The 14,918-nt window shown below is 68.8% G+C and carries 12 protein-coding genes, 1 tRNA gene and 1 riboswitch; of the genes, 10 read left to right on the top strand and 3 right to left on the bottom strand.

The annotated features are described in order from the left end of the window. The first annotated feature begins 44 nt into the window (after positions 1-44). The 4 genes from VI08_RS05775 to VI08_RS05790 all read left to right on the top strand — a co-directional run bounded on the left by VI08_RS05775 (position 45) and on the right by VI08_RS05790 (position 6,147). Positions 45-731 (top strand): FadR/GntR family transcriptional regulator, encoded by a 687-nt coding sequence (locus tag VI08_RS05775; protein WP_232309476.1) that lies wholly within the window; start codon positions 45-47, stop codon positions 729-731. A 105-nt stretch (positions 732-836) separates the two neighbouring features. Beyond that, positions 837-1,739: an aldose 1-epimerase gene (locus tag VI08_RS05780; RefSeq protein ID WP_052697709.1), complete on the top strand. Its 903-nt coding sequence runs from the start codon at positions 837-839 to the stop codon at positions 1,737-1,739. Beyond that, a complete protein-coding gene (locus tag VI08_RS05785; RefSeq protein ID WP_232309477.1) occupies positions 1,736-3,964 on the top strand; it encodes an alpha-galactosidase in 2,229 nt (742 codons plus the stop codon). Before VI08_RS05780 ends, VI08_RS05785 begins: the two co-directional genes overlap by 4 nt. A 23-nt stretch (positions 3,965-3,987) precedes the next feature. Then, on the top strand, positions 3,988-6,147 hold the full coding sequence (locus tag VI08_RS05790) for an alpha-galactosidase D (protein ID WP_045828612.1): 2,160 nt from the start codon (positions 3,988-3,990) through the stop codon (positions 6,145-6,147). Between the two features lie 99 nt (positions 6,148-6,246). Here the strand turns inward: VI08_RS05790 and VI08_RS05795 are convergent, their stop codons facing one another. Further along, positions 6,247-7,020 (bottom strand): SDR family NAD(P)-dependent oxidoreductase, encoded by a 774-nt coding sequence (locus VI08_RS05795; RefSeq protein WP_045828613.1) that lies wholly within the window; start codon positions 7,018-7,020, stop codon positions 6,247-6,249. A gap of 160 nt (positions 7,021-7,180) precedes the next feature. Here VI08_RS05795 and VI08_RS05800 point away from each other — a divergent pair, with 160 nt between their 5' ends. From VI08_RS05800 to VI08_RS05820, 5 genes are all read left to right on the top strand, one after another. Beyond that, positions 7,181-8,074: an AraC family transcriptional regulator gene (locus tag VI08_RS05800; protein ID WP_045828614.1), complete on the top strand. Its 894-nt coding sequence runs from the start codon at positions 7,181-7,183 to the stop codon at positions 8,072-8,074. A gap of 47 nt (positions 8,075-8,121) precedes the next feature. Further along, a complete protein-coding gene (locus VI08_RS05805) occupies positions 8,122-9,276 on the top strand; it encodes a threonine aldolase family protein (protein ID WP_045828615.1) in 1,155 nt (384 codons plus the stop codon). Positions 9,277-9,310: 34 nt separating this feature from the next. Beyond that, a riboswitch (Fluoride riboswitch) is annotated at positions 9,311-9,371 on the top strand. 75 nt (positions 9,372-9,446) lie between these two features. Then, positions 9,447-9,821 carry a fluoride efflux transporter CrcB gene (gene crcB, locus VI08_RS05810; protein ID WP_084621298.1) on the top strand — a complete coding sequence of 125 codons (375 nt, stop codon included), beginning with the start codon at positions 9,447-9,449 and terminating at the stop codon, positions 9,819-9,821. A gap of 49 nt (positions 9,822-9,870) precedes the next feature. Beyond that, positions 9,871-9,946: transfer RNA gene (locus VI08_RS05815), tRNA-Gly, on the top strand. A 133-nt stretch (positions 9,947-10,079) separates the two neighbouring features. After that, a complete protein-coding gene (locus VI08_RS05820) occupies positions 10,080-10,277 on the top strand; it encodes a hypothetical protein (RefSeq protein WP_045828616.1) in 198 nt (65 codons plus the stop codon). 17 nt (positions 10,278-10,294) lie between these two features. On the opposite strand, the gene VI08_RS05825 is transcribed toward VI08_RS05820, so the two are convergent. Then, positions 10,295-10,555 carry a hypothetical protein gene (locus tag VI08_RS05825; RefSeq protein ID WP_045828617.1) on the bottom strand — a complete coding sequence of 87 codons (261 nt, stop codon included), beginning with the start codon at positions 10,553-10,555 and terminating at the stop codon, positions 10,295-10,297. 218 nt (positions 10,556-10,773) lie between these two features. Between VI08_RS05825 and VI08_RS05830 the strand changes: the two genes are divergently transcribed. After that, complete coding sequence (locus VI08_RS05830) at positions 10,774-11,427, top strand: response regulator (RefSeq protein ID WP_045828618.1); 654 nt, start codon at positions 10,774-10,776, stop codon at positions 11,425-11,427. Positions 11,428-11,481: 54 nt separating this feature from the next. Here VI08_RS05830 and VI08_RS05835 read toward each other — a convergent pair whose 3' ends face one another. Further along, positions 11,482-14,742 (bottom strand): Rne/Rng family ribonuclease, encoded by a 3,261-nt coding sequence (locus VI08_RS05835; RefSeq protein WP_084621290.1) that lies wholly within the window; start codon positions 14,740-14,742, stop codon positions 11,482-11,484. Positions 14,743-14,918 lie beyond the last annotated feature (176 nt).

Consider the following 14,918-nt stretch of genomic DNA (forward strand, 5'->3'; position numbering starts at 1 on the left):
AACGTGTGTGCGGACCTGACAAGGAGCGCACCCCGTTGAAGCCCGTGGCAGCACGCAACCTGCATAGCCAGGTGGTCCAGCAGCTTGGCCAGCTCATCGTGGGCGGCCAGCTGGCGCCCGGCGAGGGCCTGCCCCGCGAGGATGTCCTTGCCGAGAAACTCGACGTCAGCCGCACGGCGCTGCGCGAGGCCATGAAGGTGCTGGTGGCCAAAGGCCTCATCGAGTCACGCCAGCGCACCGGCGCCCGGGTGCGCGAGGAAGTGCACTGGAAGCAGCTGGACCAGGACGTGCTGGCGTGGCGCTGCGCCTCCATGCCCACCAGCGATTTCGTCGAGAAACTGGTCGAGATGCGCGAGCTGATCGAGCCAGGCGCCGCCGCGGCCGCCGCCCGGCGGCGCACCACCGAGCAGCTCGCGGCGCTCAAGGTGGCGTATGAGGCCATGGCGGCGGCGGAAGACCTCGATGCCTGGGCCGAAGCGGACCTGGCGTTCCACGAGACCATGCTGCTCGCCACCAACAACGAGCTCATGGTGTCGCTGTTCACGGTGATCGAAACGGCGCTGGGCCAGTATTTCCTGCTTTCGGCGCGCAATTCCGCCGACTTCAAGGCGGCCCTGCCGCAGCATTTCGAGGTGTTCGACGCCATCCGCAGGAAGCAGCCCACCGCGGCGCGCGACGCCATGCTGTCGATGGTCCAGACCTCGCGCCGCAATATCCGCCGGCGCCTCTAGGCGGCACCCGCGGCGCATGCTGCGCCGCAGCTTGCGGTCGGATAATCATAAAATACTACAATTGATCCCCAGGGGCTGACGTGGGTGCCGGGGGACGGTAGGGTGATGGTGCGGCTGGAGAACGCGCGGCTTGGCGTGACAGTGGTCCCTGCCATGGGCGGTGGCCTCGCATGCTTCGACTGGCTGGCCGGTGGTTCGGGCCCTGTCGCCCTGATGCGGGCCGTCGAGCCCGGCGAGGTCGCCACGCCCACGGGCTTCGAGCCGAACCGGCTGGCCTGCTACCCGCTGGTGCCGTGGAGCAACCGCGTCACGGGCGGCGGCTTCACGCACGGCGGCGAGCGCATCACGTTGCCGCTGAACCGCGCGGATGACGATTACCCCATCCATGGCAGCGGCTGGCAGCGCGCGTGGCGCGTGGTGCGGCAGGCCGCCATGTCGGTCACGCTGGCATTGCACGACACCATCGCGGGCGCCTACGACTACGAGGCCACGCTCGCCTATGCGCTCGACGACGATGCGCTGCGCGTCGAGCTCGGCGTGACCAACACCGGCAGCGCAGCGCGGCCCTTTGGCCTGGGGCTGCATCCTTTCTTTCCCTGCCACGACAGCGTGCGCCTGCACGCCCCGGCGCGCACCGTGTGGTTGAACGACTCGCGGAACCTCGCCCCGCGTGTTCGCGACGCGGTGCCGCCGGCGTGGGATTTTTCTACCGACACCGATCTGCCCACCGGCGGCCTCAATAACGGCTTCCAGGGGTGGACGGGTAGGGCGCGCATCACCTGGCCCGCCAGGGGCCTTGCGCTCGACGTCTCGGGGGACGTCGATACCTACATCCTCTACGTGCCCGAAGGCGAAGGTTTCTTCTGCTTCGAGCCCGTGGACCATCCCGTGGATGCCTTGAACCTGCCGGGCGGTGCCACCGCCCATGGCATGGCCGTGCTCGCGCCGGGGCAGGCGTTGGCGCGATCCTTTGCCTTCCGTGTTTCCGAAGAGGGGTACGACCGTTGAACCAGCACGCCACCACCGCCCGGCTCGCCTTTGCCCTGGCCGCCGCGCTCGCCATGCCGCTGGCCGCCGCACCGGCGCCGCGCAGTGCCACGCCGCGCTACGACGCGGCATCGCATGTGTTCCGCCTCGACGCGGGCAAGGTCACCTACGCGATGGGCGTGGATGAAGACGGCCGGCTGCAGACGCTGTACTGGGGCGCCCGGCTCGCCGGCGACGACCCGCTGGGCCCGGCCATGCCGGCGCGCGAGCGTTCGTCGTTCGACCCGAAGGGCGCGCTATCGCGCCAGGAATACGCCGGCTGGGGCGGCAACATCACCGCCATGCCCGCGCTCAAGGTGAAGTTCGACGATGGCAATCGCGACCTGGTCCTGCGTTACGACAGTTACACCATCGACCACGGCGCGCTCGCCATCGTGCTGCGCGACAAACAGGCCGGCGTGGATGTCACGTTGCGCTACACCGCCGACGAGGCCACCGGCATCATCGGCCGCTCGGCCCGCATCGAGAACAAGGGCAAGCAGCCGCTGACGATCGACAGCGCGGCGGCCGCGACGTGGAGCCTCCCGGCCGGCAGTGACTACTCGCTGCGCTACCTCACGGGCACGTGGGCGGGCGAGTGGCACCTGCAGACACGTGCGATCACGCCGGGCGCCACGGTGCTGGAAAGCCGGCGTGGTTCCACCAGCGACGAGAACAACCCGTGGTTCGCCATCAACCGTGGCGGCGCATGGGACGAGGCCAGTGGCGACGTGTGGTTCGGCGCGCTGGCGTGGAGCGGCTCGTGGCGCATCCGCGTGGACGAGGACATCCTGGGCCAGGTGCGGGTCACCGGCGGCTTCAACCCGTTCGACTTCGGCTACCGCCTCAAGCCGGGCGAAGCGCTCGAGACGCCCGTGTTTTACGGCGGCTACACCGGTGGCGGCATGGGTGAGGCATCGCGGCTACTGCACCGCTTCGAGAAGACCGCCATCCTGCCGCATGGCGATGAAGCGAAGCTGCGGCCCGTGCTCTACAACTCGTGGGAGGCCACGGAGTTCAAGGTGGACGATGCCGGCCAGCAGCGGCTCGCCGAGAAGGCAGCCGCGCTGGGCGTCGAGCGTTTCGTCGTCGACGATGGCTGGTTCGGCGCGCGCAACAACGACCACGCCGGCCTCGGCGACTGGACGGTGAACCGCACCAAGTTCCCGAATGGCCTGAAGCCGCTCATCGACAAGGTGCATGGCCTGAAGATGAGCTTCGGCCTATGGGTGGAGCCGGAGATGGTGAACCCGGACAGCGACCTCTACCGTGCGCACCCGGACTGGGTGCTCAACTTCCCCGACCGCCAGCGCAGCGAGGGCCGCAACCAGCTGGTGCTGAACCTGGCGCGCGAGGACGTGAAGGCGCATCTCTTCGAGGTGCTCGACAAGCTGCTTACCGAGAACGACATCCAGTTCCTGAAGTGGGATTACAACCGCAACTGGAGCGAGCCGGGCTGGCCGCAAATGGCGCCGGACGAGCAGCAGAAGGTGTACGTCGCGTACACGCACAACCTCTACGACATCCTGCGCCGGCTGCGCGAGAAGCACCCGGGCGTTGAAATCGAATCGTGCTCCGGTGGCGGCGCGCGCGTCGACCTCGGCGTGATGGCGCTGACCGATGAAGTGTGGCCCTCCGACAACACCGATGCCTCCGATCGCCTGTCGATCCAGGATGGCTTTACCCAGGCCTATACGCCCGCCGCGATGATGGCATGGGTGACAGGCTCGCCCAGCGGCATGAACCAGCGGCCCACGACACTCGATTTCCGTTTCCTCTCCGCGATGCAGGGCGGCCTCGGCATCGGGGCGAACCTGCTCGACTGGACCGCGACCGACGACGCGACGGCGAAACGCTACGTGGCGGAGTACAAGACCATCCGCGCCACGGTGCAGCGGGGCGACCTTTACCGGTTGCTCTCGCCGCAGGGCAGGGCGCCATGGTCGGCGACGAACTCGGTATCCGCCGACCGCCGGCAGGCCGTGTTGTTCGCGTTCCAGCGCCAGGCCGAAGAGGCGCGCGCGTTCCCGACGCTGCGCCTGCAGGGCCTCGACCCGGCCGCGCGTTACCGCGTGCGCTACATCCACGGCAGCGCCGTCCCGGGCACGCCCGACGCCGCGAGCGGCGCGTACTGGATGCAACACGGCATCGACCTGGCGCTGAAGGGCGACTTCGATGCCGCGGGTGTCGTCTTCGAAAAACGCTAGTTTCCCCCGCCAGGAGTCGCGTCATGCCCGTACGTCGTGCCCCGTCGCTCCGCTACCTCGCGCTGGCCTGTGGCCTCACCGCCCTCGCCAGCACCGCCACCGCCCAGGTCAACGGGGTGGCGCAACGGCCTTACCTCGGCTGGAGCAGTTTCAGCCAGCAGACGCTCGACCCTGCGTTCCTGACGCAGGCCAACATGGTGAAGCAGTCCGACGCGCTGGCCGCGTCGGGGCTGCAGGCCCACGGTTACACATACATCAACCTCGACTCGGGGTGGATGGGTGGCTTCGATGCGAACGGCCGGCCGATCCCCGATCCGGCGACGTTCCCGGATATCAAGGCGCTGATCGACCACATCCATGCCAATGGCCAGAAGGCCGGCATTTACTGGATCCCGGGCGTGGAAGAACCGGCGGTGCAGGGGAATTTCCCCATCCTGGGCAGCGACCGGCATATCCAGGACATCCTTGCGCTGCCGCACCGCGCGGGCAACGCGTTCGGCGGGCCCGGCGAGTCGCCGTACCACTACAAGATCGATTTCTCCAAGCCCGGCGCGCAGGCGTACATGGACTCCGTCGTCGCGCTGTTCGCGTCATGGGGCGTGGATTTCATCAAGCTCGACGGCGTGACGCCGGGCTCGTACAGCGACGACCTCAGCATCGATAACCGCGACGACGTCGTCGCGTGGTCCAGGGCCATCGCGAAAAGCGGCCGGCCCATGTGGTTCACGGTGTCGTGGCAGGTCGACAAAGATTACAACGGCATCTGGTCCACGTGGGCCAACGCCCGCCGCATCGACGACGACGTGGAATGCGAGGGCCGCTGCGCCACGCTCACCAACTGGCCGCGCATCGAGAAACGCTTCCGCGACCTGCCGTCGTGGCAGGATGCCGCCGGCCCCGCGAAGGGCTGGAACGACCTGGATACGCTCGACATCGCCGATGGCGAACTCGATGGGCTCACGCTCGACGAAAAGCGCTCGGCCATGACGATCTGGGCCATGGCGAACGCGCCGATCTACCTGGGTGGCGACCTGACCCGGACCGACCCGGATGGCCTGCGCATCGCGACCAACGACGAGGTGCTCGCGATCGACCAGTCCGGGCGCCCGGCCACGCAGTTGCTCGGCGGCGACCAGCAGGTGTGGGTGTCCGACCAGGGCAACGGCCGCGCCTACGTCGCGCTGTTCAACATGACCGGCGCCCCCGCGACGGTGACGCTGCCGTGGCACCTGCTCGGCACGGCCGGCACGTGGCGCACGCGCGACCTGTGGACGCACAAGGAGCTCGGCCCATCGATCGGGCAGCACAGCGTGGTGCTGCCCGCGCATGGCACGCAGCTGCTGCTCGTGGAGCGTTTCCCGGGCGCGATCCCGCAGGGGCCGTCGAAGGCCTATGAGGCGGAAGCGGCGACGCTCGGGGGTACGGCGCAGGTGTTCGCGTGCGAAGGCTGTGCCGGTGGCAACAAGGTTGGCGGGCTGGGCCTTGGTACGAACAATACGGTGTCGTTCAACAACGTCGTGGCGCCGCGCGATGGCGTGTACCTGATGCAAGTGGATTCGCTGACGCTGGGCCTGCGCTCGTATCTGTACCGCGTGAACGATGGCCCATACCACACGTTCAATTCGGGCGGCGGCAGCTTCCAGCTCCCCTCGTCGAGCACGTTGCCGATATGCCTGCGCCGTGGCGTGAACCGCATCCGCTTCGGCAACGACGTGAGCTACCCGCCTGACCTCGACCGCATCGTCATCCGCGATGGCCTGGGCGTGCCCGCGCCGGCGGCGGATGTGTACGAGGCCGAATCCGCGACGCTGGGCGGCACGGTCACGGCGGGCTTCAGCAACTACTTCTCCGGGCTTGCCAAGGCCGGCAACATCGGTGGCGGCGCGGCGAACGGCGTCACGTTCACCAGGGTCACCGCCCCGCGCGCCGGCGCGTACCAGCTGGAGATCGATTACGCGACCAAGGGGCCACGCTCGCTGTTCCTGACCATCAACGGGCGCAACACGCAGCAGCTCGACCTCGACGGCAGCAGCTTCGACGACCCGGTGGCGAAGGTGCTGGTGGTGTCGCTGCAAAAAGGCAGCAATACCATCCAGCTAGGCAACCCCTCGGGCTTCGCGCCGGATCTCGATCGCATCGTGGTCAGCCCGCGCGTGGGCGCCCCCGCGCCTGGCTGCCCCTGACCCCCTGAACTCCCCGAACTCCCAGTGGGAGCGCGCTTGCGCGCGATGGGCTCACTGCACAACCCATCGCGCGCAAGCGCGCTCCCACAAGGTTCGGTCTTAGACGAACATACCGCCGGAGGCCTCGATGCGCTGGCCATTCACCCAGCGGTTCTCGTCGGAGAGCAGGGCGGCGATCATCGGGCCGATGTCGTCGGGCTCGCCGACGCGGCCCAGGGCGGTGAAGCTGGCCACGCGCTTGTTGATCTCCGGGTTGTCGCGCACCATGCCGCCGCTGAAATCGGTGGCGATGGCGCCCGGCGCCACGGTGTTGGCCGTGATGCCGCGCGGGCCGAACTCGGCGGCGAAGTAACGCGTCAGTACCTCGATCGCGCCCTTCATCGCCGCGTACGGCGCGCTGCCCGGCATCGAGAAGCGGGCCAGGCCACTGGAGATGTTCACGATGCGGCCGCCATCGTTCATCAGCGGCAGCAGCTTCTGGGTGAGGAAGAACACGCCCTTGAAGTGCACGTTGTACAGCGCGTCGACCTGGGCCTCGGTGGTTTCCGCGATCGGCGTGTGGTGCGAGGTGCCGGCGTTGTTCACGAGATAGTCGAAGCGCTCGGCGCCAAGGGTGGCCAGTGCTTCGCGCACCTGCCCGATGAAGGCGTCGAACGTGGCGGTGTTGCCCGTATCGAGCTGCAGGGCCACGGCGCGCGCGCCCAGGGCGGCCACGGCATCGACGGCGGCGTGCGCCTCTTTCTCGTTCGAGTGGTAGGTGAAGAGGCTGTCGACCCCGCGGCGGGCGAGGTTTTCGATGGTGTTGCGGCCAAGGCCGCGGCTGCCGCCGGTGACGATGGCGATGCGGCGGGTGGGGTTCTGGCTGGCGCTCATGGGGTCACTCCGGGTGGGAAGGGGTTGCCCTGAAAGGTAGGGCTGGCCTGGCCCCCGGCGAATGCCGGAACCCAGCCCGTTCTTGCCTGATCCTGCCCCTGCCCCCATCAAGAGGGCGTAGGCTCGGTACGATCCCGGCCACCACCCCCGGAGCCCTCGCATGTCCCAGGCCCTTGTCGACCTTGTCCATCGGTACACCGAGGCCCACCCCGGCACGAACCCGTGGATGACCGCCATCGATAACGTGGGCATCCTGCGCTCCGACGTGCCGCGCCAGCCGTCGCCGCTACTGTTCCAGCCCTCGCTATGCGTGGTGGCGCAGGGCACCAAGCAGAGTGTCTTTGGCACCCGCCGCTACGAATACGGCCCCGGCCAGGCGCTGGTGGTGAGCGTGGAAATGCCGGCGTTCAGTCGCGTCGCCGCAGCTAGCCCCGAGGAACCTTTCCTTGGCGTGGTGATCGGCCTGGACCGCAAGCTGGTCAGCGAAGTGATGGACAGCCTCGCCGCGCCGCCGAAGATTTCGCCGCAGGTGCCGCGTGGGGTGTTCGTCACCGACTACGACGGCCCGTTGGCCGACTGCGTCATCCGCCTCATGCGGCTGCTGGAGACACCGGAGGCGATCCCGCACGTGGCGCCGTTGGTGATGCGCGAGATCGTGTACTGGCTGCTCAGCGGGCCGCACGCCGCGGACGTGGCGAAGGTGGCGCTCGCCGATGGCCGCACGCACCGCGTGCTGAGCGCGGTGCATGCGTTGCGCGCGAACTTCGCCGAAGCCATCCGTGTCGATGAACTCGCCGCCATCGCGCAGCTCAGCCCCTCGGCGTTCCACCGCCAGTTCAAGGCGCTTACCTCGATGACACCCGTGCAGTTCCAGAAGCAGCTGCGGCTGCTTGAGGCTCGCCACTTGCTGGTGTCCGGCGCCGCCAACGCGGAGACGGCCGCGTTCCGCGTGGGTTACGAGAGCGCATCGCAGTTCAGCCGCGAATACGCCCGCATGTTCGGCGCACCGCCACGGCGCGACGCCGAGGCGTTCCGCCGGCCATTGCCGGGGTGACCGCATCCATGTGACGCTGCGCGCACCACCGCGAAGGGAAGGGTGCCATGGTCAGTCGTCGCGCGTTCCTCCAGGCCGTGCCCGCGGGTGCGTTGTCGCTCGCCGCCGCGGGCACGCCGCTTGCCCTTGGCGCGGCGCCGGCGCCCGCGCCGAAACCCATTGCCGTGGAGAAGGTCGTCGCGCTCGTCGGCGACGACGTGCCAGCGCGCTCCATCACCTTTCCACACCGCCTCGAACAAGCCATCGGCGGTGACGCCGACATCGGCGACATCTACCTGCACGAGGGTGCGGTGACCCAGCTGGAGCAGCGCTTGGCCGCCATGCTGGGCAAGGAGGACGCGGCGTTCATGCCGACCGGCACCATGGCGAACCAGGTGGCCATCCGCATCCTCTGCGGCGATCGCCGGCACCTGTTGCTGCAGAAGGAAAGCCACGTCTACCGCGACGAGGAAGATGCCACGGCCGTGCTCAGCGGCATCAACCCCGTGCCCATCGAAGGCGGCACCGGCGAGCAGCTCGTCGCTTCCATCGACGCCGCGTACAACCAGCGCTCCGAGGATCCGTATCCGCTGGAAGTTGGCGCCATCTCGCTCGAAAGCCCGGTGCGCCGGCTCGATGGTTCCACCATCGCCCTCGACACGATCCTGCGCATCGCGGCGATCGCGAAGCGCAACGGCACGGGCCTGCACCTCGATGGCGCGCGGCTGCTGCTGATGTCGGGCATGCCGGGCTTCGATCCCAAGGCCTACGCCGCGCCGTTCGATACGGTGTACGTGTCGCTCTACAAATACCTGGGCGCGCCGTTCGGCGCGATCCTGGCAGGCGACAAGGCGCGCATCGACCGCGCGCGGCACGTGCGGCACATCTTCGGCGGCACGATCTTCCGCGGCTTCCCCGCGGCGGCGATGGCGTTGCATGGGCTCGACGGTTTCGGCGACATGTTCGCGCGCGTGCGCAAGGCGGGCGATGCGTTGCTGGCGGCGCTGGAGGCGATGCCGGGCATACGCATCGAGCGCGTGGAGCGGGCCAGCAATATCGCCGTGGCGGTGCTCGAGCCACGCGTGGCAGAGGGGCTGCAGGAACGCGCGCGCCATGTCGATATCGTGGTGGGCAAGCCGGACAACGGCCGCCTGCACCTCTCCTTCAACGGCACCTTGCTGCGCAAGCCGACCGCGGCCATCGCCAGCGTGTTCGCCGTGTAGCAGGTTGCACGGTGCGCTGGCGCCCTTTACGCTGGCGGCCGATGGGAATGGGGCTTCCCGATAACCGCCAGTTGGCTGATAGCTCCTGCCGTAGTGGCCGCGACGCGGTGCCACGGTAGGCCTGCGTCTACCCCACGCGCGTCGCCCTGTATCCTGGACGCGAGGTGTTCGTGGGTTATTTACTGGTTTTCATCGGCGGCGGCCTGGGCTCCATGGCCCGTTACGGCCTCAGTGCGTTCGGCATGCGCCTGGTCGGGCAGGGCTTCCCCTGGCCCACCCTGGTCATCAACATCCTCGGCTCCGCGCTCATGGGGGCGCTGACGGGCTGGCTGGCCGTGCAGGGCAACGCCCCGCAGTCGCTACGGCTGTTCATCGCCACGGGTATCCTGGGCGGCTTCACCACGTTCTCGACGTTCTCGCTGGAAACCGTGCTGCTCTACCAGCGCGGCCAGCTGGGCCTGGCCGTGGCCTACGTGGCGGCCTCGGTGGCCATCGGCGTCGGCGCGCTGATGCTGGCCATGCGGCTGGCGCGCGCCATGGGGTGACGGGGTCTTGCACATTTCATCGCTGCCCCTATAATGGCCGGCTCACGACGCGGGAATAGCTCAGTTGGTAGAGCACGACCTTGCCAAGGTCGGGGTCGCGAGTTCGAGTCTCGTTTCCCGCTCCAGTTTTCCCCAAAGCCCCGGCCACGCGCCGGGGTTTTGTTTTTCCGGCCCGCGAAGGTTGCCTAACCGCGGGCTTCACGCTCTCCCAATGTGCTGGCGGCGACGCTGTACGCATCGTTTCCCGGGGAGAGCGACATGGCCACCGCGCACACCACCAGCCACGCGAGCGAGATTGGCGCCATGGCGGCAGGCAAGCTGCTGGCCAAGGCCACGGGCGGCAAGCTGTGGCCCACCATCCTCATCCTCGTTGGCATCGTGCTGCTGCGGCGTACCGCGGCGGCGCATGCGGCGAAGAAGGCGCGCGTACACGCCGAGCTCGGCGTCGACGGCTGAGAAGCCACTCAAGCGATCTAGTGAATCCCGCGGCGTGCACATCGCAGCGCCAGGCCGTGCGCGCGCGCAGCGGCGGCGCCCAGCAACGGTGACACGACGGCAAGCCACCCGTCGGCATAGGCACGAAAATCCGCGCCGCGGCGCACATCGCCCGTGTTCGCCATCGCCTTGCACAGCGCAAGCGTGAGCGCTCCAGGCGCGGGATGCGTCGCAATGGCGGCTTCCAGCGCGCATTCGAGGGCGGCAAGCTTGCCGAGCAGGTACGTTCGATCATCCATGACGTTTCCTTCGCCTACATCGTTTCGCGCCGGACGATGACATGAAGATCAGGCGGTGTCACCTCGCCGACGGGGCGGATGCCGCTACAACGCGGCGAGGGCGAGGCTGATGATAGTCGCGCGCTGGTTGTCCCGCCTGCACATCTGGCATTGTATGTACCCGCAGGCCGCGCGCTCGTTGCGTGCAGTAAGTAAAGTCGGCCCAGGGAGGGCAAAGCATGATTAGTGTTGTTCTGGTCGATGACCACGAGTTGGTCAGGACCGGCTTCCGGATGATCCTGGCGCAACAGGCCGACATCCGGATCAGGGGGGAAGCCGGCTCCGCGGAGGAGGGCCTGCGCCTCATCCGCTCTCAGTCCCCTGATATCGCGTTGATCGACGTGCACATGCCGGGCATGAGTGGCGTCGAGCTCACCGAGCGCATCATCCGCGCCAAGTTGCGCACCAACATCGTTATCCTCACCGTGGTCGACGACGCACGCTTTCCCAAGCGCCTGCTCGACGCCGGTGCGCTGGGCTACCTTACGAAGGGATGCAACGCGGATGAACTGGTGGGTGCGGTGCGTGCCGTGGCGGGTGGCCGTCGTTACCTGGCGCCCACGGTGGCGCAGCAGCTGGCGCTGGCCACGCTCGACGGCGCCGATTCCCCGTTCGACGCGTTGTCCACGCGCGAGATGGAAGTGGCCATGATGCTGGTGCGTGGCATGCCGCTCACGGGTATCGGCGAACGGCTCAACCTCAGCCCGAAAACCGTCTCCACGTACAAGCAGCGCCTGATGGAAAAGCTCCACGTCGACCATGTGGTGGGGCTCGCGCACCTCATGACCATCCATGGCCTGCTCGACACGCATAACCACCAGGTGGGCGGCTGAGGCAAAAAAAAAGGAGGCCGCGAGGCCTCCTTTTTCGTTGGCAGCCCGGCTGCCTTAGTGCTGGCCGTCCTGCGGTTCCTGGCGCGGACGCGTCAGCAGGTCGCCCTGCGTCGGCGGGGTCCATGCCGGCTGGCCCGTCGGTGCGGCTGGCGCGTGCGACACGTGGGAGACGTTGGAAGCCTCGGGCGACTTGGGCGTCACCGGCTCGGCCGGTTTGGCAGCCTCGGCAGCCTCGGCGCGACGGGCGGCGTCTTCGGCATCGGCCGTGCCTGCGTCATCCGCCGCGGCGGCGTCCCCAGGGGCGATGCCGTCGTGCTTCGGGGCCTCCGCGGGCACGGGGGCAGGCGCGGGGGCCGCCTCGACAGGGCGGGCTTCGACAGGGCTGGCTTCGACCTTCGGTTCGTCCGCCCGTGCCGGCGCGGCATCGGCCGCCACGGTCGTGGCGAGGTCATCCGGCAGCATGCCGCGAGCCGGTGCATCGAGCGCGGACGCGGCACCCGGTGCTTCGTCCTTCGACGGGTCGCGGGTGGGCTGGTGCGTGGCGAGCGGGTCGGCAGCCGGGGCAGCCGGGGCGGCCTTCAACGGGGCATCGGATTCGGTCTGGCGGCGCTCGCTGGTACGAAGCTCGACCGAATCGGCCGGGCTGGCCGGCTCGTGCGCGGCCACGGCCGGCGCGGCGTCGGCCGTGGCGCCGGGGATCGGCGGCAGCTTCGGCAGCGTGGGCAGGGTGAGCGCCGACGGGACGTGCTCGTCGTCGCCCGGCTCGGCCGGGCGCGTGGCCTCGGCGGCCACCGGCTGCACCTTCACGGCGTTGGCTGCTGCTTCCGGGGTGTCGAGCACCGGCGGCACGCTGGCGCTGTCGCGGCCGGTGCCGATGTCGTCGTCACCGTCCTCGTCGTCGAGATCCGACGCCTCGGCGGCGCCACCGGCGGCACCCGCCTGGGTGCCGTCATCCTGGCGACGGCGGCGGCGGCCACCGCGACGGCCGCGGCGGCGGCGCTGGCCACCTTCACCGGCTTCGCGGGTGCCATCGGCGCCTTCGGCGGCGTCGGCCACGCCCGGGACGGCGACGGCGACATCGCCCTCGGCGGCCGGGGCGGCGTCAGCGGCCACGAGGGTGGTGGCGGCCAGCGTCTCGTCGACGACGGCGGCCGGCGCCACGGGCTTCTCCGGCGCCGGGGCGCGCGGCGGCTGGGCCGGCGTGGCGGCCTTGTCGGCCTTCTCTACCTTTTCGACCTTCTCGCCCTGCGGCTGCTGGCGCTCGTTGCGCGGCGGCTGCTGGCGGCGGTTCTCGTTGCCCTGGCGGTTGCCCTTGGCCTTTTCATCGGCCTGGCGCGGCTGCTGGGGGCCCTTGTCCTGTTTTTCCTGCTTGGGCGGGCGCGCCTGCTGCTGGCCCTGGCGGCCCTGCTGCGTGGCGTCCTTGTCCTTGCGCTGGCCCTGCTGGCCCTGGCGCTCGCCCTTGCCGCGGCCCTCGCCACGGCGCTCGTCGCGGCGGTTGCCACCACGCTCGCTGCGCTCGTTGCGGCCACCACCGCGCGATTCTTCGCGGCGGGCGGGCGCGGGCGCGGCGGCCGGTGCCGGGGTGGGCTGGGCGCCGCCGCCGAACAGGCTGCCGAACAGGCGCGAGAAGAAGCCGCCCGCCGGGGCCGCCGGGGCGGCCACGGGGCGCGCCGGCTGGGCAGGGGCGACGGCCTCGGACTCGTCGTCGCGGATGGGGGCGGGCGACGACGGGACCACGCCGGTGACCAGCGGCTGCTCGCCGCTGCCCAGCATCTGGCCCATCTTGGGCAGGGCCGTGGCGACCACCGGGGTGGTGCGCTCGTAGCTCGGCTTGCTGTGCTCGCCCATGTCCGCTTCGCGGATGCGGGTGATCTCGAGGTGCGGGGTTTCGAGCTTGTCGTCGGCCACCACCACCACGTGCACGTTATGGCGCAGCTCGATCTCGACGATGCTGGCGCGCTTCTCGTTGAGCATGAAGTTGGCCACCGACGGCGGGGCCTGCACCAGGACCTGCCCGGTGTTTTCCTTCATGGCGTGCTCCTCGATGAGGCGCAGCGTGGAGAGGCCCAGCGACTCGACGCTGCGGATGTGGCCGTGGCCTTCGCAACGCGGGCAGACGTTCTGCGTGGCCTCGCCCAGGCTGGGGCGCAGGCGCTGGCGCGACATCTCGAGCAGGCCGAAGCGGCTGATGCGGCCGATCTGGACGCGCGCGCGGTCGGCCTTGAGGGCGTCCTTCAGGCGCTCTTCCACCTCGCGCTGGTGGCGCGGGCTGTCCATGTCGATGAAGTCGATGACGATGAGGCCGCCGGCATCGCGGATGCGCAGCTGGCGGGCGATCTCGGTGGCAGCTTCGAGGTTGGTGTTGAACGCCGTCTCTTCGATATCGCTGCCCTTGGTGGCCTTCGACGAGTTGATGTCGATGGCGGTGAGGGCTTCGGTCTGGTCGATGACGATGGAGCCGCCCGAGGGAAGGCGGACATTGCGCTCGAAGATCGATTCGATCTGGGTCTCGATCTGGTAGCGCGAGAAGAGCGGGGTGGGATCCTGGTAGAGCTTGAGCTTGCGCAGGTTGTTCGGCATCACCTGCTGGACGAAATCGCGGGCGTCCTTGTAGAGCGACTCCTCGTCGACAAGGATCTCGCCGATATCGTTGCGCAGGTAATCGCGCAGGGCGCGGATGAACAGCTTCGATTCCTGGTAGATCAGGAACGGTGCCTTCTGCGACGTGGCGGCGGCCGAGATCGACTTCCACAGCTGCAGCAGGTAGTCGAGATCCCACTGGAGTTCTTCGGCGTCGCGGCCCATGCCGGCGGTGCGCACGATGAGGCCCATCTCGTCGGGCACCGAGAGGTGCTCCAGGGCTTCCTTGAGGGCCTGGCGGTCTTCGCCCTCGATGCGACGCGACACGCCACCGGCGCGCGGGTTGTTCGGCATCAGCACCATGTAGCGGCCGGCGAGGCTGATGAACGTGGTGAGGGCGGCGCCCTTGTTACCGCGTTCTTCCTTCTCGACCTGGACGATGATCTCCTGGCCTTCCTTCAGCAGCTCGCGGATATTCGATTTACCTTCCGCGTTCGGGTTGAAGTAATCGCGGGAGATTTCCTTCAGCGGCAGGAAGCCGTGGCGTTCGGCACCGTAATCGACGAAGCAGGCTTCGAGGGAGGGTTCGACGCGGGTGATGCGGCCTTTGTAGATATTGGCCTTTTTCTGCTCCCGGGACGGGATTTCGATGTCGAGGTCGTAAAGGTTCTGGCCGTCGACGATAGCAACGCGCAACTCTTCGCGCTGAGTCGCGTTGATCAACATACGCTTCATTGTGGGTTCCTCGGCCTTGCCGCGCGGCCGCGCGCCGCGGTGGCGCCCAAGTGGCGGCCTGCCGGGGATCGCGCCGCAGCGGTAAGGCTTCAAGCGGCATGGTTTCCGGGGCCGATACCTGGCCTCGGCGTGATTCGTGAATAAGCGCCTTGCAACCGGCCCGTTTCCTTACGGAT

The sequence above is a fragment of the Luteibacter yeojuensis genome, from assembly GCF_000964085.1.
GTDB lineage: Bacteria > Pseudomonadota > Gammaproteobacteria > Xanthomonadales > Rhodanobacteraceae > Luteibacter > Luteibacter yeojuensis_A.

What these genes read in the sequence shown, in the direction of transcription:
- VI08_RS05805 (WP_045828615.1), top strand. Translation starts at nt 8,122, where the DNA reads ATGGTCAGTCGTCGCGCGTTCCTCCAGGCCGTGCCCGCGGGTGCGTTG.
- VI08_RS05790 (WP_045828612.1), top strand. Translation starts at nt 3,988, where the DNA reads ATGCCCGTACGTCGTGCCCCGTCGCTCCGCTACCTCGCGCTGGCCTGT.
- VI08_RS05800 (WP_045828614.1), top strand. Translation starts at nt 7,181, where the DNA reads ATGTCCCAGGCCCTTGTCGACCTTGTCCATCGGTACACCGAGGCCCAC.
- VI08_RS05830 (WP_045828618.1), top strand. Translation starts at nt 10,774, where the DNA reads ATGATTAGTGTTGTTCTGGTCGATGACCACGAGTTGGTCAGGACCGGC.
- VI08_RS05820 (WP_045828616.1), top strand. Translation starts at nt 10,080, where the DNA reads ATGGCCACCGCGCACACCACCAGCCACGCGAGCGAGATTGGCGCCATG.
- VI08_RS05795 (WP_045828613.1), bottom strand. Translation starts at nt 7,020, where the DNA reads ATGAGCGCCAGCCAGAACCCCACCCGCCGCATCGCCATCGTCACCGGC.
- VI08_RS05835 (WP_084621290.1), bottom strand. Translation starts at nt 14,742, where the DNA reads ATGAAGCGTATGTTGATCAACGCGACTCAGCGCGAAGAGTTGCGCGTT.
- VI08_RS05825 (WP_045828617.1), bottom strand. Translation starts at nt 10,555, where the DNA reads ATGGATGATCGAACGTACCTGCTCGGCAAGCTTGCCGCCCTCGAATGC.
- VI08_RS05780 (WP_052697709.1), top strand. Translation starts at nt 837, where the DNA reads ATGGTGCGGCTGGAGAACGCGCGGCTTGGCGTGACAGTGGTCCCTGCC.